Origin of the sequence: Helicobacter sp. WB40 (assembly GCF_027859275.1) — a bacterium.
GTDB lineage: Bacteria > Campylobacterota > Campylobacteria > Campylobacterales > Helicobacteraceae > Helicobacter_D > Helicobacter_D ibis.
Map to the genome: position 1 here is coordinate 48,883 of NZ_JAQHXS010000001.1, position 22,700 is coordinate 71,582.

Annotated in this window: 29 protein-coding genes; 11 read left to right on the plus strand and 18 right to left on the minus strand. The window is 31.0% G+C overall.

Annotated elements, in window-relative coordinates; translation table 11 throughout:
* Positions 1–2,211, plus strand: coding sequence for an endonuclease MutS2 (locus PF022_RS00300; protein WP_271021275.1), 2,211 nt, complete (start codon positions 1–3; stop codon positions 2,209–2,211).
* A 116-nt stretch (positions 2,212–2,327) separates the two neighbouring features.
* Here the strand turns inward: PF022_RS00300 and PF022_RS00305 are convergent, their stop codons facing one another.
* From PF022_RS00305 to gdhA, 4 genes are read right to left on the minus strand one after another with little or no spacing between them, the layout of a single operon-like run.
* Positions 2,328–3,137, minus strand: coding sequence for a ferritin-like domain-containing protein (locus tag PF022_RS00305; protein ID WP_271021489.1), 810 nt, complete (start codon positions 3,135–3,137; stop codon positions 2,328–2,330).
* Position 3,138: 1 nt separating this feature from the next.
* A complete protein-coding gene (locus PF022_RS00310; protein ID WP_271021274.1) occupies positions 3,139–3,768 on the minus strand; it encodes a MarC family protein in 630 nt (209 codons plus the stop codon).
* The gene (locus PF022_RS00315; protein WP_271021273.1) at positions 3,769–4,590 is read right to left on the minus strand and encodes a DNA ligase; all 822 of its coding nucleotides are present in this window, start codon (positions 4,588–4,590) and stop codon (positions 3,769–3,771) included.
* A 9-nt stretch (positions 4,591–4,599) separates the two neighbouring features.
* Positions 4,600–5,952 carry an NADP-specific glutamate dehydrogenase gene (gene gdhA / locus PF022_RS00320; RefSeq protein WP_271022398.1) on the minus strand — a complete coding sequence of 451 codons (1,353 nt, stop codon included), beginning with the start codon at positions 5,950–5,952 and terminating at the stop codon, positions 4,600–4,602.
* 139 nt (positions 5,953–6,091) lie between these two features.
* On the opposite strand from gdhA, the gene fliL reads away from it, so the two are divergent.
* The 8 genes from fliL to PF022_RS00360 all read left to right on the plus strand — a co-directional run bounded on the left by fliL (position 6,092) and on the right by PF022_RS00360 (position 11,084).
* The gene (fliL, locus tag PF022_RS00325; RefSeq protein WP_271021271.1) at positions 6,092–6,643 is read left to right on the plus strand and encodes a flagellar basal body-associated protein FliL; all 552 of its coding nucleotides are present in this window, start codon (positions 6,092–6,094) and stop codon (positions 6,641–6,643) included.
* A gap of 9 nt (positions 6,644–6,652) precedes the next feature.
* Positions 6,653–7,009, plus strand: a complete 357-nt coding sequence (acpS, locus tag PF022_RS00330) for a holo-ACP synthase (RefSeq protein ID WP_271021488.1) — start codon at positions 6,653–6,655, stop codon at positions 7,007–7,009.
* Positions 7,010–7,060: 51 nt separating this feature from the next.
* On the plus strand, positions 7,061–7,258 hold the full coding sequence (ccoS, locus tag PF022_RS00335) for a cbb3-type cytochrome oxidase assembly protein CcoS (protein WP_271021270.1): 198 nt from the start codon (positions 7,061–7,063) through the stop codon (positions 7,256–7,258).
* The gene (locus tag PF022_RS00340; protein WP_271021269.1) at positions 7,255–8,217 is read left to right on the plus strand and encodes an NAD(P)-binding domain-containing protein; all 963 of its coding nucleotides are present in this window, start codon (positions 7,255–7,257) and stop codon (positions 8,215–8,217) included. Before ccoS ends, PF022_RS00340 begins: the two co-directional genes overlap by 4 nt.
* A 64-nt stretch (positions 8,218–8,281) precedes the next feature.
* On the plus strand, positions 8,282–8,470 hold the full coding sequence (gene rpmB, locus PF022_RS00345) for a 50S ribosomal protein L28 (protein WP_271021268.1): 189 nt from the start codon (positions 8,282–8,284) through the stop codon (positions 8,468–8,470).
* A 15-nt stretch (positions 8,471–8,485) separates the two neighbouring features.
* Positions 8,486–9,616 (plus strand): potassium channel family protein, encoded by a 1,131-nt coding sequence (locus PF022_RS00350; RefSeq protein WP_271022400.1) that lies wholly within the window; start codon positions 8,486–8,488, stop codon positions 9,614–9,616.
* Entirely contained in the window at positions 9,609–10,811 is a 1,203-nt protein-coding gene (argJ, locus tag PF022_RS00355) for a bifunctional glutamate N-acetyltransferase/amino-acid acetyltransferase ArgJ (protein ID WP_271021265.1), read from the plus strand. Before PF022_RS00350 ends, argJ begins: the two co-directional genes overlap by 8 nt.
* 51 nt (positions 10,812–10,862) lie before the next feature.
* Positions 10,863–11,084, plus strand: coding sequence for a YdcH family protein (locus PF022_RS00360; protein ID WP_271021264.1), 222 nt, complete (start codon positions 10,863–10,865; stop codon positions 11,082–11,084).
* Here PF022_RS00360 and cutA read toward each other — a convergent pair.
* The 11 genes from cutA to PF022_RS00415 are packed head-to-tail and all read right to left on the minus strand — an operon-like array spanning position 11,081 to position 18,935.
* Positions 11,081–11,413: a divalent cation tolerance protein CutA gene (gene cutA / locus PF022_RS00365; RefSeq protein WP_271021263.1), complete on the minus strand. Its 333-nt coding sequence runs from the start codon at positions 11,411–11,413 to the stop codon at positions 11,081–11,083. The genes PF022_RS00360 and cutA overlap by 4 nt on opposite strands.
* A gap of 2 nt (positions 11,414–11,415) precedes the next feature.
* Positions 11,416–11,697: a hypothetical protein gene (locus tag PF022_RS00370; RefSeq protein WP_271021262.1), complete on the minus strand. Its 282-nt coding sequence runs from the start codon at positions 11,695–11,697 to the stop codon at positions 11,416–11,418.
* 9 nt (positions 11,698–11,706) lie between these two features.
* Positions 11,707–12,528 (minus strand): HdrB C-terminal domain-containing protein, encoded by an 822-nt coding sequence (locus PF022_RS00375; RefSeq protein WP_271021261.1) that lies wholly within the window; start codon positions 12,526–12,528, stop codon positions 11,707–11,709.
* A 16-nt stretch (positions 12,529–12,544) separates the two neighbouring features.
* A complete protein-coding gene (locus PF022_RS00380) occupies positions 12,545–13,204 on the minus strand; it encodes a DUF5644 domain-containing protein (RefSeq protein WP_271021260.1) in 660 nt (219 codons plus the stop codon).
* Positions 13,205–13,243: 39 nt separating this feature from the next.
* Positions 13,244–13,708 carry a hypothetical protein gene (locus PF022_RS00385; protein WP_271021259.1) on the minus strand — a complete coding sequence of 155 codons (465 nt, stop codon included), beginning with the start codon at positions 13,706–13,708 and terminating at the stop codon, positions 13,244–13,246.
* Positions 13,702–15,447, minus strand: a complete 1,746-nt coding sequence (locus tag PF022_RS00390; protein ID WP_271022402.1) for a M3 family oligoendopeptidase — start codon at positions 15,445–15,447, stop codon at positions 13,702–13,704. Before PF022_RS00390 ends, PF022_RS00385 begins: the two co-directional genes overlap by 7 nt.
* A gap of 49 nt (positions 15,448–15,496) precedes the next feature.
* Entirely contained in the window at positions 15,497–15,862 is a 366-nt protein-coding gene (locus PF022_RS00395) for a methionine-R-sulfoxide reductase (RefSeq protein WP_271021257.1), read from the minus strand.
* A gap of 7 nt (positions 15,863–15,869) precedes the next feature.
* Positions 15,870–16,427, minus strand: a complete 558-nt coding sequence (locus PF022_RS00400) for a DedA family protein (RefSeq protein ID WP_271021255.1) — start codon at positions 16,425–16,427, stop codon at positions 15,870–15,872.
* 49 nt (positions 16,428–16,476) lie between these two features.
* Positions 16,477–17,199: a tRNA pseudouridine(38-40) synthase TruA gene (gene truA / locus PF022_RS00405; RefSeq protein WP_271022404.1), complete on the minus strand. Its 723-nt coding sequence runs from the start codon at positions 17,197–17,199 to the stop codon at positions 16,477–16,479.
* Positions 17,200–18,228: an LptF/LptG family permease gene (locus PF022_RS00410; protein ID WP_271021253.1), complete on the minus strand. Its 1,029-nt coding sequence runs from the start codon at positions 18,226–18,228 to the stop codon at positions 17,200–17,202. It lies immediately after the preceding gene.
* Positions 18,225–18,935, minus strand: a complete 711-nt coding sequence (locus PF022_RS00415; protein ID WP_271022407.1) for a prepilin peptidase — start codon at positions 18,933–18,935, stop codon at positions 18,225–18,227. Before PF022_RS00415 ends, PF022_RS00410 begins: the two co-directional genes overlap by 4 nt.
* 60 nt (positions 18,936–18,995) lie before the next feature.
* On the opposite strand from PF022_RS00415, the gene nadD reads away from it, so the two are divergent.
* Together nadD and rsfS are read left to right on the plus strand one after the other, a co-directional pair.
* On the plus strand, positions 18,996–19,544 hold the full coding sequence (nadD, locus tag PF022_RS00420; protein WP_271021251.1) for a nicotinate (nicotinamide) nucleotide adenylyltransferase: 549 nt from the start codon (positions 18,996–18,998) through the stop codon (positions 19,542–19,544).
* Positions 19,537–19,875 carry a ribosome silencing factor gene (gene rsfS, locus PF022_RS00425; RefSeq protein ID WP_271021249.1) on the plus strand — a complete coding sequence of 113 codons (339 nt, stop codon included), beginning with the start codon at positions 19,537–19,539 and terminating at the stop codon, positions 19,873–19,875. Before nadD ends, rsfS begins: the two co-directional genes overlap by 8 nt.
* A gap of 43 nt (positions 19,876–19,918) precedes the next feature.
* Here the strand turns inward: rsfS and PF022_RS00430 are convergent, their stop codons facing one another.
* The 3 genes from PF022_RS00430 to PF022_RS00440 all read right to left on the minus strand — a co-directional run bounded on the left by PF022_RS00430 (position 19,919) and on the right by PF022_RS00440 (position 22,608).
* Positions 19,919–20,113 (minus strand): YqaE/Pmp3 family membrane protein, encoded by a 195-nt coding sequence (locus PF022_RS00430; protein WP_271022409.1) that lies wholly within the window; start codon positions 20,111–20,113, stop codon positions 19,919–19,921.
* Positions 20,114–20,193: 80 nt separating this feature from the next.
* Complete coding sequence (lysA, locus tag PF022_RS00435) at positions 20,194–21,441, minus strand: diaminopimelate decarboxylase (RefSeq protein ID WP_271021246.1); 1,248 nt, start codon at positions 21,439–21,441, stop codon at positions 20,194–20,196.
* Positions 21,442–22,608, minus strand: coding sequence for a peptidoglycan glycosyltransferase FtsW (locus tag PF022_RS00440; protein WP_271021245.1), 1,167 nt, complete (start codon positions 22,606–22,608; stop codon positions 21,442–21,444).
* Positions 22,609–22,700 lie beyond the last annotated feature (92 nt).

Here is a 22,700-nt window from a genome sequence, read left to right on the forward strand (position 1 = left end):
ATGGAGTTAGTTAAAAAGCTTGATTTAGAAGAGTATATATCACTTTTTGAGACCTTTTTAGCACGAAAGAAGGATATAAAGCTAGAGGGTGATAGCAAGATTCACCTAAGCTACATAAAAGAGCTAGAAGACATAGACTTTACTTCGCCAAAAGAGGTTAAAAATTTAGATAAAGAATTGCAACTTTTGCGTAAATTTGGGCATTTGCACCTAGATGATATTTTTGAATTTGTAAAAATTATCAAATATTTTTTATATCTAAAGTCATTAAAGTCAATTTTAGATACCAAAAGCCTTTTAGATAAGTGGATTAGCGGGATTAATATCCCATCACCAATACTTGAGATTACAAAGACCTTTAAAGATAATGGCAAGATAAAAGAGGGTGTATATTTAGAGCTAGATTCTGTGTGTGAGAGCATAAGGATTATAAAAAGAGATATACAAAACATCTTAAGAGAATATCTGCAAAAGGAAAGTTTAATACCATATTTGGTTGATAGTCAGATACATTTGGTAGATGATGAGGACTGCCTATTACTTAGGGCTGGGTTTAATAATGTATTAAAAGGAAGCATAATTAATAGGTCTAAGTTTGGGTTTTTTTATGTTGTGCCAAGTCAGATTGCGTCCATGAGGGATAAATTAAGCACTCTTGCAAACAAAAAAGAAGAATTAATTTTTGAAATTGCTAGGGACATATCACAAACTTTTACTAAGAATCTATTGTTTTTGAAATTCATAAATAGGGAGTTTGATAGATTTGATAACTATCAAGCAAGGCTAAATTTTGCTAGGGTTAAAAATTTAGAATTCTTACTTACAAAAGATTCTAAGAATCTTAAAATATGTGAATTTAAACATCCGGCATTAAAAAATCCAAAGTCCATAAGCATTAATTTTAGTGGCGATATACTTATGATTACAGGTGTAAATGCAGGTGGTAAAACAATGCTACTAAAGTCTATTTTAAGTGTTGTGTTTTTGTCAAAATACCTAATTCCTATGCCTATTAATGCATCTAAATCAGCAATTGGTAATTTTAAATTTATCGATTTAATATTAGATGACCCACAAAGTAGCAAAAATGATATTTCCACATTTGCAGGACGAATGCTAGCATTTAGTGAGATTTTAAAGAAAACAGAAGGAATAATTGGAGTAGATGAAATAGAGTTAGGAACTGATAGTGATGAGGCAGCTTCGTTATTTCAGATTCTACTTGATAATTTAGCAAGTAAGGGAAATAAAATAATTCTAACAACTCATCATAAGCGTCTAGCTTCACTAATGGCTGGGGATAGTAGAGTGCAGTTATTAGCTACATTGTATGATGAAAGAAAAGAGATTCCAACTTATGAATTTTTAGATGGAACAATAGGCAAAAGCTATGCATTTGAGACTGCTATTAGATATGGCATACCAAAAATGCTAATAAATAAAGCAAGAGAGTTGCATGGAGCAGATAAAGAAAGATTAAATGAATTAATAGAAAACTCTGCCAAACTAGAAATGAAGCTACAAAATAAAATAAGAAATGAAAATTTAAAACTACAAGAGCTAGATAATAAGCTACAGAATCTAAAACACAAAGAAGAAGCATTGCAAAATGAATTTGAAGCTAAAAAGCGTGAGTTAGAGAGAATCTACAATAATGCAATTAATGAAGCCAAAGAAGCAGTCAAGCTAAAAAGCTCACAAGAGATTCATAGAAAATTAAATACAGCAAACAACATACTAAAAGCAATTAAAGAGCAAAAGGCTATAAAAAGTATAGAGGTAAAGGAATTTAAAATAGGAGATAGTGTAAAATACGGCAACTCTAAGGGGGTTATTTTGCAATTGCAAAAAAATGTAGCTTTGGTGCAAATGACCGATGGCATGAAGCTTAGAGTAGGGATTGATAAACTAAAGCATACTCAAATCCAACAGACAAAGCAAAGTAGCTTCAATGTAGAAACTCCAAAGAATGCAAATGTAATGCTTGATTTGCATGGTATGAGGGGAGAAGAAGCGCTTGAAGCGTTAGATGAGTTTATATCAAATAGTCTAATAGCAGGGTTTGATGAGGTTTTGGTATATCATGGAATTGGAACTGGTAGGCTTTCATCTTTGGTTAGGGATTTTTTGCAATCTCACCCAAAGGTGGTAGAGTTTGTAGATGCCCCACAGAAATCTGGTGGATTTGGCGCAAAAATCATAAAACTATAAAGGAAAAATATGAAAAAGTTTTTATTTTTATTAGGAATTATTGCTTCAATTTTTGTTATTAGTGGTTGTGATAAGCCAGATTATCAGCACCCAGCAAACAGAACTAGCAAGTAATGTTAAGAGGAGAATAAATAAAGTTTATCTATCTCCTCTGCGCTAAAGCCTGCTTTGATCCTTGCTTCTTTGTTTAGATGAGTGTTTGCTTTTGGGAGTTTGAAATTGTATTTGCTTAGAATTTCAATATATTTAGTTGGTCTTTCTTTTATTTGTATATGATTTATATCGCATAGATAGTTAAACCACACGCTACCCTTGCTTACATGACTTATTTCTTCGTTAAAAATTAGATACAAAACATCTAAAATTTCATTTTGTAATTTATGTTTGCTTTTTTGTATTTTTGTTGTTAGAAATGGATTTACATCTAAGCCGACAGCTTCCATGCCTCTAGGCACTAGGGCTATTCTATCTAGGTGGTTTTTGCAAATTTTTAATGCTTGAAATAAAGTATCATGCACTTTAAAATCTCCATATTTAAAACCTAGAGTTTCTAATAAACCATGCAATTTTTCATAATGAGTTACTTCCTCTTTTGCTACTTCTATCCAATCATAATAGTATTGTTTTGGCATGTTTCTAAAGCGATATGCACTATCTAGGGCTAAATCTATTGCAGAAAATTCTATATGCACTATTGAGTGCAATAAGTAAGCTAGATGAATATCTTGCTTTAAAATCTTTCCTTGTGGCACTTCCTTTGGGCTTACTACTTGGCAGAAGTTTGCAAATGTTGGCTTTAATAGTGGCAAAATCTCTGCTTCTTTATCTGTGTATAAATCTTCAAAATTTTTCCATATTTCTTTTACTAGGTTGCATTTTTCATCTGCAGTTTTTGCATTTAGTGCGTCATATAATTTACTAAAAATATCACACCTCGATTATTGATTGGATACCAATTATTATCATTTTTACCCCAATAGCCATTATGAAAATTAGGGCAATCCTTGATAGCACATGTAAGACTAGCTTTCCTAAAACCCTCTCTATAGTAGCAGCAAAATGAAATAATATAAACATAAACAAAAAACTAGCAATTACAGCATATAAAGTTGTCATAAGCCCACTTACTTCAATTAATATTATTATAGTCGATAGCGTTCCAGGACCTACAAGCATTGGGAATGCCATTGGCACTATTGACTGACTTAGTAGCTCTGATTTTGTTAGGTTTGTTTGTGCTTTAGAGTTGTGTCTTTGTGTAAATAATAGGCTTTTTAAACTTACTAATATCAAAAGTAATCCACCAGCGATTCGTAAGTCGTTTAAATCTACCTTGAATAAATACTTCATAATAAAAGGACCTATAAATATAAAAATAATCACAATTATAAATGAGGTAAAAAGAATATTTCTAAATAGATATTGTTTGACTTGAGATTCTAACTCTTCTGTCATGGATATAAACTGTGGGAGATTTCCAAAAGGATTCATAACAGAAAGAATAGTAACAGATGCTACTAATATTGCATATAGTTGCGATTCTATTGTGTCAAACATTTATTCAACTCTTTCTCTTATGAACACTGGGAATCTTGGGACATTATTTTTTGTTAGTCCATTGTATTTGTATGTGATTATGCTATTTATTTTTGGTGGATTTGCCCTGTCTTTTTTGCTTAGACCAGAACCTATGCTAAGTATTATTTCTGTATCCTTGATTATTGTTTTGCACACTAATGCACCAACTAATCCTTCATACTTTCCTTTACCTTCTTTATAACCTATAACTTGACATTCATTATCATAGTATGGCTTATATTTGTAGGCTATGTTTGGATTTTTATTTTCTCTTATTATTAGCCCTTCGCCACCATTTTTTACTATATTATCAAAATATGCTTCTAATTCATCTTCACTTGCTATTATATGTTGTGGGATTATTCTTATGTTTTCATTTGGATTTTCTTGTAAGTATTTGGTTAATAAGTCTAGTCTTTCTAAAAGTGTACAAGAATCGCAAATATTTGGTGCATCAAATACATTGTATGTAACTTCTCTCCAATCATCTATGCTTGATTTTGAGTTTCTAACAATACTCGATATTTGCTCAAAAGAATTTCTTTTTATCCATAATTCACCATCAAGCATAAATGGCGGAAAGTTTTTTGTCCATTCTTTTGGAGCTTTTATTTCATTGTTATTTCTAGTTAATAAGGAGGTGCCATTCCACACTCCTCTTATACCATCTAACTTTTCACTCATTAGATATTCTGTATTGCTGAAGCTTAGAGAATCTTTTTGATATATTTTAAATTCAATAGCATTTGCACTGATTAAAATAAAGCAAAATAAAAATATTACTCTTACTATAAAAGCCATTAGATTCCTTTAGATTCCTTGTTCTATCATTGCATTTGCTACTTTTCTAAAGCCTGCTATATTTGCACCTAAGACTAAGTTTGTAGGTTCTCCAAATTCTTTTGCAGTCTCACTTGCACTTATATATATATTTTTCATTATATTGTGTAATTTTGTATCTACTTCTTCAAAGCTCCATGAGGTCATTGAAGCATTTTGACTCATCTCCAATCCGCTTGTAGCTACACCACCAGCATTAGCAGCCTTGCCTGGACCATAGCATATTTTAGCATCTAAGAATTTATGCACAGCTTCTATGGTTGATGGCATATTAGCACCCTCGCTTACACATTTGCAACCATTTTTTATTAGAATCTCTGCGTCTTTTTTGTTGATTTCATTTTGAGTTGCACTAGGGAATGCAGCAAAGCAAGGTATGCTCCAAATTGGGTTTGAATCTTTTGGATAGTCATTTGCACTTGTGTATTTTGCACTCTTTTTTTCTTTAGCATAGGATTCTAGGCTTTCTCTTCTTACTTCTTTTATTTCCTTTAATAATGCTAGGTCAATACCGCTTTCATCATATATAAAGCCTTTTGAATCGCTAATTGTAACTGGCTTTGCACCTAGTTGTTGTAGTTTTTCTATTGTGTATATTGCTACATTTCCGCTACCTGATACTAGACATGTTTGACCTGCTAGAGAGCCAAAGTTGCTATTATTTAACATTTCTTGAGCGAAATACACACTACCATATCCTGTAGCCTCTGTCCTAACCAAGCTTCCGCCCCATAATAGGGATTTACCTGTCAAAACACCATCGAATCTGTTGGTTAGTTTTTTATATTGTCCAAACAAATATCCTATCTCTCTTCCTCCTACACCTATATCTCCTGCTGGAACATCGGTAGTAGCTCCTATGTGTCTATATAATTCATTCATAAAGCTTTGGCAAAATCTCATAATCTCTCTATCGCTTTTGCCTTTTGGGTCAAAGTCACTTCCACCTTTACCGCCTCCCATAGAAAGTCCTGTTAATGCGTTTTTGAAGATTTGCTCAAATCCTAAAAACTTAATGATACCCTCTGTAACACTAGGGTGGAATCTTAGACCTCCTTTATATGGTCCTAAGGCACTGCTAAATTCGATTCTATATCCTCTATTTACTTGAATCTCTCCATTATCATCTTCCCATGTTACTCTGAAGTTTATTTGTCTTTCTGGTATTACGATTCTTTCTAGTATCTTATGAGATTCGTATCTTTTGTCTTTTTGTAGTGCAGGTTGTATGGATTCTAATACTTCTTTTACTGCTTGGTGAAATTCTACTTGGTCTGGGTATAGGGATTCTACTTTTTGTATTATTTTTTGTGTATAGCTCATGTGTTCTCCTTTGTTGTTTTTAAAAGTTTTTGATTATATTAAACTTATCTTTATATAAACATAACACATTATTTGCATAACGCATATTTATTTAGCTAATATTTCAAAAATTAACATATCAATATCTTAGGAGTTTAATATGGCAGAAGAAGAACAAGAAAGTAAGGAATCTAAACTATCAGCATTAAAGCAGAACAAAATGATACTTTTTGTTATCATCGGTGTTGTTGTTTTGCTTTTGATAGTTCTTATTTTGGTAGCTGTATTGATATTTAGCGGTGGAAATGAAGAAGAAATGCAAGCACAAGCTACAGCTCCGACAGAACAATTACAAAGTGCGTCAAATAGAGGAAGTGCAGCAAATCCAAATAGCAGTTTGCTCAGTATTGGAACTATGTATCCTGTGGATCAATTTATAGTTAATCTAATGTCTTCTGGTGGTGGCAAAAGATATTTAAAAACTTCCATAGCATTGGAGCTTAGCGTCTCTGAAATGACTGCAGAGCTAGATACAAAGAGGGATATTATAAGAGATGTTTTAATTACAATTCTTAGCTCAAAAACTTTTGAAGAAGTGCAAACTAGCAAGGGCAAGCAAAAACTAAAAGAAGAGATCATAGAGAGATTAAACGAGTTTTTAGTTGATGGTAGAGTTGCTAATGTATTCTTTACAGAGTTTGTGGTGCAATAAGTTTTGAATATAGAAATTGGAATTGATTTAGTTTCAATAGAGAGAATGAGGGCATTTGTTGAAAAGTTTGGAGACAAAGGCAAGGCTAGATTCTTGAGTGATAGTGAAATGATAATGGCTAAAAGTCCGCAGAGTATAGCTGGGATTTGGGCTGCTAAAGAAGCAGTCTCAAAAGCCCTTAAATGCGGAATCTCAAAGGAATTAACATTTCGCGATATAGAAATCTTCAAATTAGATAGTGGAGCACCCAGTATAAGGCTAAGTAGTAGGGTGCAAGAGACTTTTAAAATACAATCTACCAGTTTATCTATAACGCATGATAGTGGCTTTGCTGTTGCTGCAGTAATTATTTTAAAAGAAGATTAAAATTTTGATATAATTGAAGCTTTTATTTTGAAGTTGATGCAAAGATATCCTATGAATACAACTATGGTTAGTGTTATGATAGCCACTTCATTGGTTATAGGACTAATAGGTCTTATAGCTTTTGTTTGGGGCTTGAAGAATGGGCAGTTTGATGATGAAAAGAAAATGATGCAAGGTGTGTTGTTTGATAGTGAAGATGATTTGCGTCATGTAGCTAGTAAAACTACAAAGAAAGGTAAAGATAAATGAAAGATATATATGAAGTTGCTATTATTGGTGGTGGTCCTGGTGGTATCGCGTCTGCGGTTGAATCTGTTGTCTTGGGAATCAAAGATGTTATTTTGTTTGAAAAGGGCGATGGACATTCTACTACTATTAGGAAGTTTTATAAGGATAGAAAAAGAGTTGATAAGGATTATAGGGGTCAAAAAATAGAACTTGATGGTAATATTTATTTTTGCGATGGAACAAAAGAGAGCACACTAGATTTGTTTGACAACATTATTAAAGATAACCATTTTGAGGCAAGATTCAACACAGAAGTAGAATCTATAACAAAAGATGGTGAAAATTTTGTCATACATACTACTGATAATTTGACCATTAAAGCTAAATTTATAATAATATCAATAGGTAAAATGGGGCAACCAAATAAGCCTTCATATCAATTGCCAAGCACTTTGCGCAAGATTATCAACTTCAATGCTAATGAAGTGCAAGAAGGAGAAAAGGTTTTAGTGGTTGGCGGTGGGAATTCTGCTGTTGAATATGCTTGTGTGTTAAGTGAAACAAATGAAGTAATTTTAAATTATAGAAAAACAGAATTTTCAAGAATTAATGATGTTAATAAGGAAAATTTGGATAGTTGTCTAAATAAACAATCAATTACACCTAAGTTTGGGGTTGATATACAATCATTAGAGGATAGTAATGGTAAGCCAAAAGTTAATTATACAGATGGCACAAGTGATACTTATGACAGAATTATCTATGCTATTGGCGGTATAGCTCCAATTGACTTTTTGAAGAAGTGTGGCTTAAAAATAGATTCTGATGGAATTCCTGTTGTAGATGAAAATCATGAAAGCTCTGTGAAAAATATATATATCGCAGGTGATATTTTGTATAAAAATGGTGGCTCCATTGCGGCGGCACTAAATCATGGTTTTAAGATTGTGCAAGACATTAAAGAGAGGCTAGATTCTTAGTTTAATGTTTATATTATATATATTTTGTTAAAATTAAGGTTATTTTAAAAATTAAGGATATTTGATGGCAAAGAGATGTTTTTTTAGCGGTAAGGGACCTATGGTAGGAAACAATGTAAGTCATGCAAACAATAAAACAAAAAAAAGATCATTACCTAATTTAAGAACTGTTAGAATTAAATTAGAAGATGGGACAACTACTAAAATTAAAATCGCTGCTTCTACTTTAAGAACTATGAAGAAACACTCATAAAAAACAAGAAAAAAAGTGTTTTTTGATAAGTTTAGAAAATTTATCCATTGGGATACTTCTCAAAAACCAGATATTGATTTATCTGGTATGCTATATGAACAATTAAAGCCTTTTAGACTTCCATTTATTTTATTATTTCTAGGAATATTACTTAGTACACTTGGTTATATGGTTGTTACAGACTATACTTTAATAGAAGCATTCTTTCAAAGTTCATACACATTTACAACCACTGGTTTTGGTGCTTTAAAAGAGGATCAATTTGATGCAATGGATGTATTTTATACAGCTATTGTTATGTTATCTGGTTCAGCTGTATTGAGCTTTTGTGTGATTGGTGTGATTGATATTTTAAATCGTGGAAAATTAGTTTTGGTAATAAAGGAGAGGAATATGATATATAAAATTGCAAGACTAAAGAATCATTTTGTAATTTGTTATCACAATGAATACTCTATACAACTAGCACAACAATTTAGAAAGGCACATATACCATTTGTGGTTGTTGATAACAATCCTGCACTAGAAGATATAGCTCTAAAATATAATTATCCATTTTTTATAAATGAAGATCCACATTCAGAAACCGCTATGTTAAAGTGCCATTTATCAAGTGCTAGAGGTGTTATAACCTTATCAAGTAATGTGGCTGATAATATAGCACAAGTTGCTTCTGTTAGGTTGTATGAAAAGGAGCTTGGTAGGAAGCCTTATTTTATAATAGGGAATGCAAATAATATAGAAGAAGAAGAGAAGTTAAAAAAGCTAGGTGCTGATTGTGTTGTATCCCCTTCAAGACTTTTTGCTCAAAGGGTAAATGCTATGGCTACAAACCCAGATATGGAAAATTTGCTTGAGCGTTTTGCATACCAAAAAGATACTCCTTTAGACTTGGAGGAAATAGCAATTCCAAGATATTCTTGGCTTGTGTTTAAAAAGCTAAAAGAAGCACATGTAAGAGAGATTACTCAAACTTCAGTTGTTGGAATCACGCAAAAAGATGGTAAGTTTATTTCAATGCCAAGTGAAGATACAATAATTACAAGTGGTAGTAAATTATTGGTTATAGGGACTTCTCAAGGTGTTAGGCTAACAAAGCAGTTAATATCTAAAAAAGACAAGCCAGAGGAGTTAAAATATGTTTAGTATATTTCCAATTGAAGGTGGAGTGTGTGCGGCTAATGGTTTCTTTGCAGATGGGATTAGTGCTGGGTTAAAGCCAAATTGTGAGGTTGATGTAGCTTTTATTTATTCTACAAGCATGTGTGAAGTTGAATGTTTATTTACAAAAAATAATTTTTATGCTGCACCAATAGCTCATTATAAAATGCAAGAAGAAAAGTTAAAAGATGACTTTAAGACAAATTTTGTGCTTATAAATTCCAAAAATGCAAATGCCTTAACTGGTGATGTTGGAATTATGAATATAGAATCTATCATGTCTAATTTGAGCAAAAGATTCACAGAAATTAAAAATCCATTAATGAGTTCTACTGGTGTAATAGGTGTCCAACTACCAGTAGAAAAAATATGCGAATCTTTAAGTAAGATAAATTTAAATAGTAAGAATAATGACAATGCAAAACATGCAATAATGACTACTGATAGATATCCAAAGAGTATCGCCTTTGAAGTTGTATTAGATGATAATAGAAGCTTTAAAATAGGGGCTATATGCAAGGGTGCGGGCATGATAAATCCATCTTTAGCTACTATGTTATGTTTTATTACAACAGATGCACTTGTGCCAAAGAATAATTTAAAAGAGATTCTGCAAAAAAATGCATATATGACATTTAATGCAATTAGCGTAGATGGCGATACTTCTACAAATGATACTATTATGCTTTTATCAAATGGACAAAGTGGAATCTATGATAAAGAGGCATTTTCTTTTGCTTTGTATAAGATTATGGAGTATTTGTCTTTAGAGGTTGTAAAAGATGGTGAGGGAGCTACTAGAGTAGTTGCATTTGAGGTGCTAGAAGCACATAGTGATGATGAGGCTATGGTTTGTGCTAAGGCTTTGAGTAATTCTTTGCTTGTTAAGACTGCTTTGTTTGGTTGTGATCCAAATTGGGGTAGGATTGCATCTACTATAGGTGCAAGTGGTGTAAAATGCGATGCTAAAAGACTTCAAATCTTCTTTGATAAAGTATGCGTTTATAAAGATGGTGAAATTTATTTTGATAGAGATAATGAAGAGAAGGCTGCAAAAGTCTTGCAAAAAGATTCATATAAAATTACTTGCAAACTTGGAACAGGGAATGGTAGCTTTACTGCTTATGGGTGTGATTTGGGGCATGAGTATGTAAAAATCAATGCCGATTATAGAAGTTAGATTCAGCCTATTTTGTTATAATCTAATCAACTTAAAAACAAAGGAGTTGTGATGTTACATGAATATAGAGATGAGATCAGTGTGTTAAAGCAAGAAAATGCACATTTTGCAAAAATTTTTGATGAGCATAATGAGCTAGATCAAAAGATTCAAAATATTTCAGAAGGCAGAGAACACGCTAGTGATGCAGAATTGGGTGAGTTAAAAAGAAAGAAGCTAGTGCTTAAAGATGAGGCTTATGCGATGATTATGGAGTATAAGAAAACTCACTAAAGAATATTAGCTCTTTTTAGAGCTTCTATTGAATCTTTATACCACTTTTTATACTTTTTTGATACTTTAACTTTTGTGTATATTATTTCTGGGTTTTCATATTCGTGGTTTGCTTTAATTAGAGCTATTAGATTTTCTATTTCTGTTTTTGATGTTTTAAAAATAAGCTTAATTTCATTAGCATTTTCTACCTTATCACCCCAAACATAGACACTTGCTACTTCGATTTTTTGTATGCATGCACTTAGTGCAGACTTAATAACGACAGATTCTAGTTTTTTTGCATTTTCTTTTGTTGTTGTGGTTGTTAGCGTGATTAGGCTTGGCATTTTTATTCCTTTTTTTCTTTTTCGATTCTTTTTTTCTTTTCTTCTAGTGCTTTTTTCTTCTCTTCTCTTCTCATATTTTCTAAGTTTAGCTGTCTTTCTTTTGAACGCCTAAATTTCTCCAAATACTCCTCCCTTTCTGTCGGGCTTTGGTATGTTATTGGACGCATAAATGATATAGCTAGCATAAGAACAAAAAATGCTATTGATATTTCTTGGTTTTCAGTTAGTTTATACCAAGCCATAGCAACAGCAAGAGATATAATTACCTTAAGTGCGATTACCAAATTTATTCCTTATAGCATTTGTGGTGTTATTTTATGTTTGTTAAATAAAAGAGATTCTTTGTTTGAATCTTTAAATAATGCAAGTATGACTTGCGGGATAAAAAGCACTGGTATATTCTCATCATCTCTATGTGTTGCTTTTTTTAATTCTAAAGCATGTGTATCAAATAGTTCAAAATTACCAATATTTACGCTCATTATAAAATCAATCCCACTATCTACCATTTCATAGTATATTTTAGACGCCATTTTATAGGCTAATTCTTCATTAGTGCTTAGTAAATAATCATAGCTTTCGCTAAAGAAAGGAAGTATCTTAAGTCCTGTGGTTAATTCAAGTTGTTCTAGTATTTTTAGCTCTTTTATCAAGCCTTCTAGCTCTCTATCGATGATGAATCCACATTTAAAGCCATTCCACCGACCAATATTAATTGAATCTATGTTTTGATTTAGTGCTTGTAGGATTATTTCTGGTATGAATTTGATTGTATTTTCAAGTGATATAACATCTATGCTTTGCTTGATTGATTGTTCTAAGTCTTCTTTAAAATCAGAATCTTCATATAATTTTTTAAACAATTTTATTATCTCGATTAAACTTTGACTATCATATATAATAAGCTTGTTTCCATCTTTGCTAACCTGTGTTAATAAACTTATCAAATTTATATAATAAGATTCATCTAATGACAATAATTTATTACCAAGTTGTATTGTTTTTATCTCATCTGTTTGTATATTTAGCTTTTTTGTTAGTTGTTGTAGAGTTTGAGTAAGTATTGATGAGCCATTTTTATAAAAATTATTTTGCAATAAGACTAAAGAATCCATAAAACCTCCTTTTAAATTAGTTTGTTAGTAATTTTGATTTGAAAGTTTGCAGTTCTTTAGTGCTATGTTCTTTTAGTATTAATTCTTGAAACTCATGTATATATTTATCAATTTTGGTATCACAAGGATATGTATATGTTTCTATGTTTTGTGCATTAAAGATTCCATTTGACATATTTGATACTATATTTAGTATTTCTTTGTTTCTATTTGTTTGATATAGTGAATATGCAATAGCAAAAAATACTTCTCCTAAATAGCTATCATACTCCAAGCTAAGCGGAGTGGCGTAGGCATATGGTATAAATGAAGCAATAAAATCTCTATCTTCACTTAAGCCATATTGTTCTAGTTTGGATATATTTTCTAAAAACGGCTCTTCATTTATTATTAAATCTTTTGTAACAAGTCTCTGATGTAGGGGATTTATAATGATTCTTTTTCCAAATTTTTTTATTAGCTCGTCTATTGTAATGCTAAAATCAAATACAACTACATCATAGATTTTAAATCCATATTCTTTGTATCCATAATCCCTTATTTTTAGCTTTATTAAGTTTAGTAAATCAAGCAGGTTTTGATTGTCTTGTATGCTTATTTGTAGCTTGGAGTAGTATGGTAGATAGTCTGTTTTTATATCGAATCTAAAGAGTTCCAAGTCTAGTTTTACTTCCATATGCTTCTCCGCTTAAAATGATTTAGTATATCTAAAAAATTATTTTTTAAACTTATGATTTTTTGGATTTGATAATATGGCTTTAATTGAGCTATTTATTCCATCATTTTCTGATTTTATTTCAGGCGCAAAACTTGCCATTATGTTTATAAAAAGGCATACATCAGAGCCATTATCTATATCATTTGGTAGTATTATTTGCACTATAGATTCAAGAGGTGTAGTTACAAAACTACCCAAGTTATCATCGCCAAACCCAGCTTCAAAATATAAATTGTTTGAATCTAACTCTAAACTTTCAAAAGTGTATCCAGCTAGAATAAAAAGAGTTAAGTCATTAAATGAATTCCGTATCGAATCTGGTAGCTGTGGTTCAAACTTCACGCAAGATATATTGCATACGATGGAGAAGTTTATTTTCTTATCCATTAGTGATTTTATAATTTCAAAGCAATGTTTCTTTATTAATGTTTGGAAATTTTTATTATGCATTATGCTTAACATGTTTTTCCTTTATTGATTATTGTCTTTAGCTCATCTAGCATGTCTTTTACTTCTTTTATTCCTATCTTCCAAAAGTCTCTATCTTCAATATCAAAGCCAAATATTTCTACCAACTCTTTTGGTGATTTACTTCCACCTAGACTTAAGAATCTTTCGTATTTTGGAATGAAATCATCTTTGTTTTGTTTATAAAGACCAAAAAGTGCCATAACAAGTAATTGCCCATAGCTATAAGCATAGCAATAAAATGGAGAGTGTATAAAATGAGGTATATAAGACCACCATAATTTATAATTATCACTTAGTTTTAGGCTATCTCCAAACATTTTTTGGTTTTCTTCTTGCCATATATTGCTTATTTCATCACTGCTTAGTTCGCCTTCTTTGTTGTGGATTCTTCTCTCAAAGTTTGTAAAGACATTTTGCCTAAAGAGTGTTGCAAATATATCTTCTAATTTACCTGCATAAAGAGATATTTTTTCATCATCGCTTATTTGGTTTTTTAATTTATCAAAAAGTAGCATTTCAGCAAATACAGATGCAGTCTCTGCGGTAGTTAGTGGAGTATCAGCATTTAGATATCCTACGCTATATGATAGCTTTTGATGAATCGTGTGTCCTAGCTCATGTGCCATTGTAAATATATCTCTTCTTTGGTTTGTGTGGTTTAGCATTAAGTATGGGTGTGCATTTGGAGTTGCTCCATGGCTAAATGCTCCTCCTCTTTTTCTATCTCTTGGGTGGCTATCTATCCAGCCATTTTCAAATGCTTCTTTTGCGATTTTGTAGAATTTATTTGAGAATCCTTGAAAAGTCTCAAGCACTAATGTTTTAGAGGTTATATAATCAAACTCTGTGTTATCTTTTGATGGGATTGGTGCGTATCTGTCGTAATCTTGCAAATTTTTTATTTTTAGTATTTTTGATTTTATTTTGTAATATTCTTCTACTATTTTTACATTTTCATTTATTGTATCAACCATGCAATCAACGCTTTTTTGAGTTGTTTGGTTGCTTATATGGCGAGAGTGCTCTAAAGATTCATAGCCTCTTAACTCTTTTGTAATCTTTAGGTCTTTTCTTATTGCATTTAGTATGTATGTTAGTAAGTCTATGTTGTCTTTTAATGTCTTGCTTAGTGAGATTGAAGCTTTTTTTCTTATTTTTCTATCTTCGCTATAAAGCAAACTTAGCACCTCTTCTTCGCTTAAGAGTTTGTTATCAAATTTAAATTTCAATTTACTAAAATGCTCATCAAATAGTCTGCTAAATAGTTCTGATCCAGCAGGACGGACTTTTAGTAATACCTTTTCTTCTAGCAAACTTAATTGAAATTTAGAATACTGCATAAGTAGTTCTAAATAATATGAATACTTTGGTGATGATTTTATTATTTCTTGCTTTTTTGTATCATCTAGTGAGTTAAATTCTAACTCAAAAAACAAAAGAGATTCTTGGGCTTTGTTGCATTCTAGCTCACATTGTGAATAAAATGCTCCATGTGAAGTATCAGATGCAAATAGCAAAAATGAATATGTCATTATTTGTGAAATTGCTTGATAATTTGCTTCGTATTTTTCAATTACACTTTGAAAGTCTTTGCTATTTATGTTTTGCAGTTTGCCCTTATATGTCTCTTCAAAATCCTTTGAATCTTGTATTGTTTGCTGCATTTGTGCTAATAGGGTTTTTTTATCTTTAAAAAGTGGCTTTAAATCCCAAACATCAACCTTGCTCATAATAATCCTTAATTATTAAATTTTATATTCTATTATAAAAATTCTAAATTTATTTTTCATTTTTTATAAATTTTATAGCTAGAGAATTTACACAATGTCGTGTGTTTGTCTCTGTAAATCCTTCACCGCGAAATACATGTCCTAAATGTCCTTTGCAGTTTGCACATATTATTTCCATTCTTATTTTATCGCTATCTAATGTTTCTATTATTGAATCTTTTATGCAAGATTCAAAGCTAGGCCAACCGCAATTTGAGTGAAACTTAGATTCTGAAGTAAATAATTTGCTATCACATCTTTTGCATACATAAATTCCATCTTCAAAAAAGTTCTCATATTCTCCGCTAAATGGTCTCTCTGTCCCTTTATTAATTATTATGTATTCTTCTTGCGGTGTTAACTTGTTGTATTGCATATAATCCTCACTTTTTGCTAACCTTACTTAACCATAGCCATAATATCCCAAAAATAACAAAAATAAAAATAGGCGCTATGTATGGATAAGCACTTAGCGTATCAACTAAATTTACTATAAATTCACCCAAGAAATATCCCAATAATCCAACGCTAATACCCCATATAATTGCTCCTATTGCATTGTATATGTTAAACTTTATAAAGCTATATTTTGTTAGTGCCACAGCAGCGGGGACTAGAGTTTTTATCCCATATATATATTTTTGTACAATTAGAATTATTGAGCCATATTTTTTCATTAATATATTTATGTAGGCTATTTTTCGTTTGTGCTTTTTTATGTAGCTCAGCATACTTTCTTTTTGGTATCTTGTTAGATAAAATAAAAGCAAATCTCCTAAAAAATTCGCAATTACTGCTACTATTATGCTTAGTGTCAGATCCATTTTTCCAGCCCAACTTAGCACACTTGCACCTATTAATGCTACAAATCCACCTCCAAGTGAGTATAAAAATAATATTACATATCCATATTTAATTATTAAATCAATTGTTTCTTGCATAATTTTTCCTCTTATTAAAATAATTATTATAAGGTATTTTTCTAAACATTTAGTAATACACTTTGTTTAAAAATAGCCCATTTGCTTGTGCTTTTAGTATGCTTTGTTGGCTTTTGTTTAAGAGAGCATCTTTTAGAGATTCTATACTTTTTGTGTTTTTATCAATTTCTAATAAATACCCAACCATAAGTCTAATTTGCGACCTTAAAAATCCATTGCTACAAAAATAAAAAATATAAAAATCTTTATATTTTAAGATTCTCGTTTTATACATAATTCTTGTTTGGTTTAACTCTCCGCTTCCACCTTTTTTCATAAAGCTAGAAAAATCATGAATCCCTTCTAAGAGCTTAATTGAATCTTTTAGTAGTTTTGGATTTTCTAGTTTGTGGTAGTGTGAAAAGTTAGCTAGAAATGGAGAATATTTAGTTGAGATAATATAGCAATATGATCGCTTCTTAGCACTATATCTAGCATGGAAGTTAGAATCTACTTTAAGCATCTTTTTTATTCTTACTTTTGGGTATAGCTTGTTGTTTAATATCTCTTTTAGGGATTCTAGGTTTTTATGAAAAGATGGGATATTAAGTGAGATTACTTGATAGTTTGCATGCACACCTTTATCTGTTCTGCCACTTGCTTGGAATTTATTAAAAATACCAACACTGTTTAGTTTTTCTTGAAGAAAATCATACACACCGCTTTTATCACTTTGTGATTGGAAGCCATTAAAATAGCTTCCATCATAGGATAAAATCATGGCTATGTTCATTTAGTAGAATCTGCCTATGGTTTTTTTGTATGCAATATATCCTGCTACAAACCAAGCAATAGGGAATAAAATCGTGCCAACTATTGGTAGGTAGTTTGATATTGCATATATAAAGCCATAAAAGATTCCTATAATTAGCATTATTTGAGCTGTTGTGTAGTTTTTTTGGTATCTTGGATTCTTAACCCCTAGCAATAAATAAAAATAAAGGCTAATTATTGGAGAAATTGACATAAGTATATAAAGGCTTAGATTTCTTAGCCTTTTTTTTTGCTCCTCTTGTTTACTAAATGCTATATTCCAATATTCAAATATGCTTAAATTCTCATTGTTATTAGAATTTATATTGTTTCGCAAGATTAGTTTGTCAAATGTTATTTTTTCTACTTCATTGTTTGATAAACGATATATCATGCCATCTCTTAGTAATGCTTCTAAGTTTGATTGGTTATTGTATAAATGTGCATCATGTGCCAAAATCAAGCCCCCTTCTTTGCTAAAGGACAACAAAACTATGTCTTTATATTTACCAATATCATCGCCACTACTTTTTACATATACTAGCCATTCTCCAATTCTTTGTCCAAATTCACCTGATTTTAGATTTAAACTAATGCTACTTTTTCTTGAATCAATAAAGCTTCTATATGCCTTATCGCTAAGAGGAGTTAAGATTAAGGATAAAATAAGAAGCGAAAAACTTGCAAGAAATGCTATGGGGGCAAATATTCTAACTATGTGTTGTGGATTTAGCCCTAGTGAGAATAATACAGGTAGTTCATAGTCATAGCACAGCTTTGAGAGTGATAATGTGGAGGCTATAAAAAATGTAATTGGTATGACAAAAAACACCATAAGAGGCATGGTGTAAAAATATAAAGCAAAAAGCTCAAAAAAACTTATCTTCACAACAAATGTAACACTTGAGATTCTAATAAATACTATAACAGAGGCAATAAAAAATAACACTAAAAATATAGGAAAAAATATTTGTGCGAAATTTTGAAAAATGTAGTTTTTTACCCTCAAAACAAGAATCCTAAATTAATTTGAAAAGCGTATTTTACAAAAAATACACTAAAGAATCCCAAAAATAAAAATGGCACAAATGGGATTATTTGTTTTTTATAAAAAATCATAAACAATAACGCATACAATGCACTAATAAATATACATATCATGGCATGCAATGTATCAAAACTAGCTCCTATTGTGCCAAAGATTATAATATCTCCTTCGCCTAAGACTTCCTTTTTTAAGATGCTTTCTAAAAATATTTTTAGAAAGCTTATAAAACCCATAAATAGCAATGAATTAATAATACAATCGTATAAGGACTGATATTGCGTTGCTATGGCCAAGAAAAACACAAGAAAATTTAATACACTTGGAATCTCTAGTAAAATACAATCAATAAATGCCAAACAATAAAAAAATAAGAATAATAAAAAATATAAAAGCCCAAATACTCCGAAGAAATAATAGAGCATTACGCACAATATTCCAGCTAATAGTTCATGGATAAAATAATAAAAAGGAACTTTATACCCACAAGCACATCTGTTGTGAGTGAAATAAGATATTAGAGGAATCTTGGCTAGGAGCTTTAGTGGTGTTTTGCAATTATTGCAATAAGAATTTGGAATTATTATTGATAGGTTTTTTGGGATTCTATAAATTAGCAAGTTTAAAAATGAGCCAAAAGAAATTCCAAGCAAAAATATTAAAATATACACAAGATACCTTATATTATTTATTTTGCTAGAATTTTAGCTAAATTATTATCTTGGAGATTCATGGGAGATTTAGCAGTTTTTGGCGGGAGCTTTGATCCACCACATATAGCACATATAGAGATAGTAAGGAGTGCTATAAAGAACTTAGATATTTCAAAACTTTTGCTCATACCTACATATCTTAATCCTTTTAAGGAATCCTTTTTATTCTCACCACAGCAGAGGTTTGATTGGCTTGTTAGGATTTTTAGAGATGAATCTTTAGTTGAGGTTTTGGATTATGAAATATGCAACAATAAGCCAACGCCAACAATAGACACAATTAGCTTTATAGAGCAAAAATATAATCCACAAAAGATATATTTACTGCTTGGAGATGATAATTTAGAGACTTTAGAGAGATGGTATAGATATGAATCTCTAAAAGAAAAAGTCGAATTTGTTATAATTCCTAGAAATAAAAATGTCTTAAATTATAACAGATTACCTTTTGTGCGTATAAATATTAGTTCTACGCAAATTAAAGAAGCATTAAAGGAAAAAGATAGAGAGATTTTGAGGTATTTGCCAAAAGAGATTTTAAGTGATATAGAGAGGTTGTATGAATAGAGTAGAAATAGTAGAAAAAATAAAGAATTTATTAGATGAAAAAAAGGCAGAAAATGTAGAGGTTTTTGATTTAAAGGATACTGATTATTTTGTGGATTATGTCGTTTTATCCACGGCTTTAGTTGATAAACATGCACTTGCCTTGCTTGATTATTTAAAACAAGAGTTAAAGCCTATGGGTGAGAGTTTTTTTAATATTGATGATGAAAATGCAGATTGGATTGTTGCAGATTTAGGCGACATTATTGTTCATATATTTACAGAAAATCAAAGAAAAAAGTTTAATTTAGAGGAATTTTTAATTAAATTGCAAAATAAAGAGTTATATTAAAATACTTTCAATGATAACTCTTGTATTTTATATATTGTTTAAATTATTGTTTTTCTTTTAATATTTTTTCTATTTTTTTGTCTGTTTTATATTGCCCTAAAGCATATATAGCCCATATAACAGCTGGCAACCAACCTATTAGCGTTATTTGTAAAAATAAGCAGATAATTCCAGCAATAGGACGCCCTATGGTAAAAAATCCAAGCCAAGGCAACAAAATACTAATAACAAGTCTCATGTGATTTTCCTTAATTATTAAAATATGTTTTATATTCTATAATCGAATATTATAAATGTCAAGTAAGTTGTTTGGTAAAATCAAATTTCTTCTAATCTTATTAGATCTTCAAAGTTTTCTCTTTTTCGTATTAGCTTTATTTCTCCATTTTTTACTGCTATTTCAGCACATCTTCCTCTAGTGTTGTAATTGCTTGACATGCTAAAGCCATATGCACCCGCACTTAAGATTGCTAGTATATCCCCATGTTCTAACTTTGGCAATAGCACATTTTTTGCTAGATAGTCGCCACTTTCACACACAGGACCTACTACATCAGTCGCACTTGTTTCTTCTAAATCTTTTAGTGCTACTACTTTATGATAAGCATTGTATAAGCTTGGTCGTATTAGATCATTCATAGCACCATCTACAATGGTAAATCTTTTATTTGAGTTATTTTTTTCATATAAAACTTGTGTTAGAAACACTCCGCTATTGCCAACTATGTACCTACCAGGCTCGCATATTATTGTTACATCTAAGCCCCTTATTGAATCTAGTATCGCTTGGGCATAGTCGTATGGATTAATAGTTTCTTCATCATTATATGTAATTCCTAGCCCACCACCTATATCAAAGAATTTTATGTCAATTTTTAATGCTATTAGACTATGCGTCAGAGAAGCTATTTTTCTAGCAGATTCTTCTATTGGTTGGAGTTTTGTTAGTTGGCTTCCTATATGGAAGTGTATGCCAATTGGTTCCAAACTTTGTGAGTTTTTGGAGTGTATATACATGGCTTTTGCATCTTCAATGCTAACACCAAATTTATTTTCTTGTAGTCCAGTTGATATATATGGGTGAGTTTGTGGATCTATGTTTGGATTTACTCTAATTGAGATTCTTGCAGTTTTGTTTAGTTGTTTTGCTATTAATTCTATTCTTAGTAGCTCTTCAAAACTCTCTACATTTATAAATAAGATTCCTAAGTTTATTGCCTCTTGTATCTCTAAATCTTGTTTGCCAACACCACTATATATTATTTTATAACTTGGAATTCCAGCTTTTAGTGCTCTTTTTATCTCTCCAAGCGATACACAATCAGCACCACTCTCTAAAGAATGTAAATGTTTTAAAATATTCAAATTTGAGTTTGCCTTTAATGCATAGCATATTAGATTTTTTCTACCACCAAATGCTTCTTTTAGTTCGTTGTATCGTTTTGTTATCCTGTCTAAGTCATATACAAAAAGTGGAGTTTTGAATTGCTTTATTGCTTCTTTTAAAATCTGTGGTTCTAAGTTTCCATTTAATCTTGGTAGATTTTTTGCATTTGTATTTTTCATTTATCCTCCTAATTTTGTATTTTTGCTAATTGATAATACTAGTCCTATCATCACGCAACTAGCAAGCATAGAGCTTCCGCCATAGCTAAGAAATGGCACAGCAATACCTTTTATTGGGATTAGCCCTGATATACCAAAGGCATTAATCAAAAAAGAAAATCCTAAAATAACTCCAACGCCAGAGCAAAAAAGGTAATGTATTGTATTTTGACATCTATTTGCTATTTTTAAGATTCTAAAAATTAATCCCAAAAATATCAAACTTATACAAAAAAGTCCAAAGAATCCTATCTCTTCTGTGATACCTGCTAAAATCACATCAGTATGCACTTCACTTAAGAATCCTAGTTTTATAAGTCCATTTCCAATCCCCTCACCAAAGAAACCACCATGTGATATCGCATTTAGAGAATGTTGTATTTGATATGGTTCTGGTAGATTTTCAACCCTTAGCGAATCTGCTATGCTTTGTGGGAAAAATGACAAAATAATGTCTTGAGCACCAGCCCACCATGCTTTAATCCTCATAATTCTATGTGTGCTTGTAATAATGACTACTATAAAAAGCATAAAAGATAGTGATAATAAATACAAAAACAGCTTAAAAGAAGACCCAGCAAACATCATCATAATAGCTAAAGTTGTCCCAAGAAGCACTATTTGTCCTAAGTCATTTTGTAAAATTGCTATTAAATATACTGCTATTAGAAATACAAACACATAAGGAAGGAATGTTAAGAACTCTTCTTTTATATCTTTTTGTTCTTCAAGTGAAAATTTACGCGAGAAACTCCAAGCTAGAAAAACCACGAATCCTATTTTAAAGAACTCAACAGGGGCAAGTGAGAAAAATGGCAATCTAATCCATCTTTTTGCCCCACCGGCACTTGTGGCTAGACTTTCTGGTAAAAAGTGCATAATAAACATCAAAAAGATTCCGCCAAAAAATAATATAAATCCAAATTTGAGCAAGAATCTTTGTGGATTACTTTTTGCAATTAGTAGCATTATAAAAATCCCTAAAAGACCAGAGATTAGTTGTCGTATCATAAAGTGAAACTCGCTATACCCATAATATAACACTGCAAAGCTAGATAGTGAATATGAAAAAATAATGCTAATTGTAATTAATGCAACGCTAAAGAAAAATAGCGGTTTATCTGCCATTATTAACCTTTTAATTTGTAGTGCCTTAAGGGCTTTAGGGCTGAATTTTATCAAATTTTTTGGCTATAATCACCAAAATTTTTAATTTGAAA

Bases quoted from the DNA above. Each gene is read 5' to 3' on its own strand.
- PF022_RS00300 (WP_271021275.1), top strand. From the start codon at position 1: ATGGAGTTAGTTAAAAAGCTTGATTTAGAAGAGTATATATCACTTTTT.
- PF022_RS00310 (WP_271021274.1), bottom strand. From the start codon at position 3,768: ATGTTTGACACAATAGAATCGCAACTATATGCAATATTAGTAGCATCT.
- PF022_RS00315 (WP_271021273.1), bottom strand. From the start codon at position 4,590: ATGGCTTTTATAGTAAGAGTAATATTTTTATTTTGCTTTATTTTAATC.
- gdhA (WP_271022398.1), bottom strand. From the start codon at position 5,952: ATGAGCTATACACAAAAAATAATACAAAAAGTAGAATCCCTATACCCA.
- fliL (WP_271021271.1), top strand. From the start codon at position 6,092: ATGGCAGAAGAAGAACAAGAAAGTAAGGAATCTAAACTATCAGCATTA.
- ccoS (WP_271021270.1), top strand. From the start codon at position 7,061: ATGAATACAACTATGGTTAGTGTTATGATAGCCACTTCATTGGTTATA.
- PF022_RS00340 (WP_271021269.1), top strand. From the start codon at position 7,255: ATGAAAGATATATATGAAGTTGCTATTATTGGTGGTGGTCCTGGTGGT.
- rpmB (WP_271021268.1), top strand. From the start codon at position 8,282: ATGGCAAAGAGATGTTTTTTTAGCGGTAAGGGACCTATGGTAGGAAAC.
- argJ (WP_271021265.1), top strand. From the start codon at position 9,609: ATGTTTAGTATATTTCCAATTGAAGGTGGAGTGTGTGCGGCTAATGGT.
- PF022_RS00360 (WP_271021264.1), top strand. From the start codon at position 10,863: ATGTTACATGAATATAGAGATGAGATCAGTGTGTTAAAGCAAGAAAAT.
- cutA (WP_271021263.1), bottom strand. From the start codon at position 11,413: ATGCCAAGCCTAATCACGCTAACAACCACAACAACAAAAGAAAATGCA.
- PF022_RS00375 (WP_271021261.1), bottom strand. From the start codon at position 12,528: ATGGATTCTTTAGTCTTATTGCAAAATAATTTTTATAAAAATGGCTCA.
- PF022_RS00380 (WP_271021260.1), bottom strand. From the start codon at position 13,204: ATGGAAGTAAAACTAGACTTGGAACTCTTTAGATTCGATATAAAAACA.
- PF022_RS00385 (WP_271021259.1), bottom strand. From the start codon at position 13,708: ATGTTAAGCATAATGCATAATAAAAATTTCCAAACATTAATAAAGAAA.
- PF022_RS00390 (WP_271022402.1), bottom strand. From the start codon at position 15,447: ATGAGCAAGGTTGATGTTTGGGATTTAAAGCCACTTTTTAAAGATAAA.
- PF022_RS00395 (WP_271021257.1), bottom strand. From the start codon at position 15,862: ATGCAATACAACAAGTTAACACCGCAAGAAGAATACATAATAATTAAT.
- PF022_RS00400 (WP_271021255.1), bottom strand. From the start codon at position 16,427: ATGCAAGAAACAATTGATTTAATAATTAAATATGGATATGTAATATTA.
- truA (WP_271022404.1), bottom strand. From the start codon at position 17,199: ATGAACATAGCCATGATTTTATCCTATGATGGAAGCTATTTTAATGGC.
- nadD (WP_271021251.1), top strand. From the start codon at position 18,996: ATGGGAGATTTAGCAGTTTTTGGCGGGAGCTTTGATCCACCACATATA.
- rsfS (WP_271021249.1), top strand. From the start codon at position 19,537: ATGAATAGAGTAGAAATAGTAGAAAAAATAAAGAATTTATTAGATGAA.
- PF022_RS00430 (WP_271022409.1), bottom strand. From the start codon at position 20,113: ATGAGACTTGTTATTAGTATTTTGTTGCCTTGGCTTGGATTTTTTACC.
- lysA (WP_271021246.1), bottom strand. From the start codon at position 21,441: ATGAAAAATACAAATGCAAAAAATCTACCAAGATTAAATGGAAACTTA.
- PF022_RS00440 (WP_271021245.1), bottom strand. From the start codon at position 22,608: ATGGCAGATAAACCGCTATTTTTCTTTAGCGTTGCATTAATTACAATT.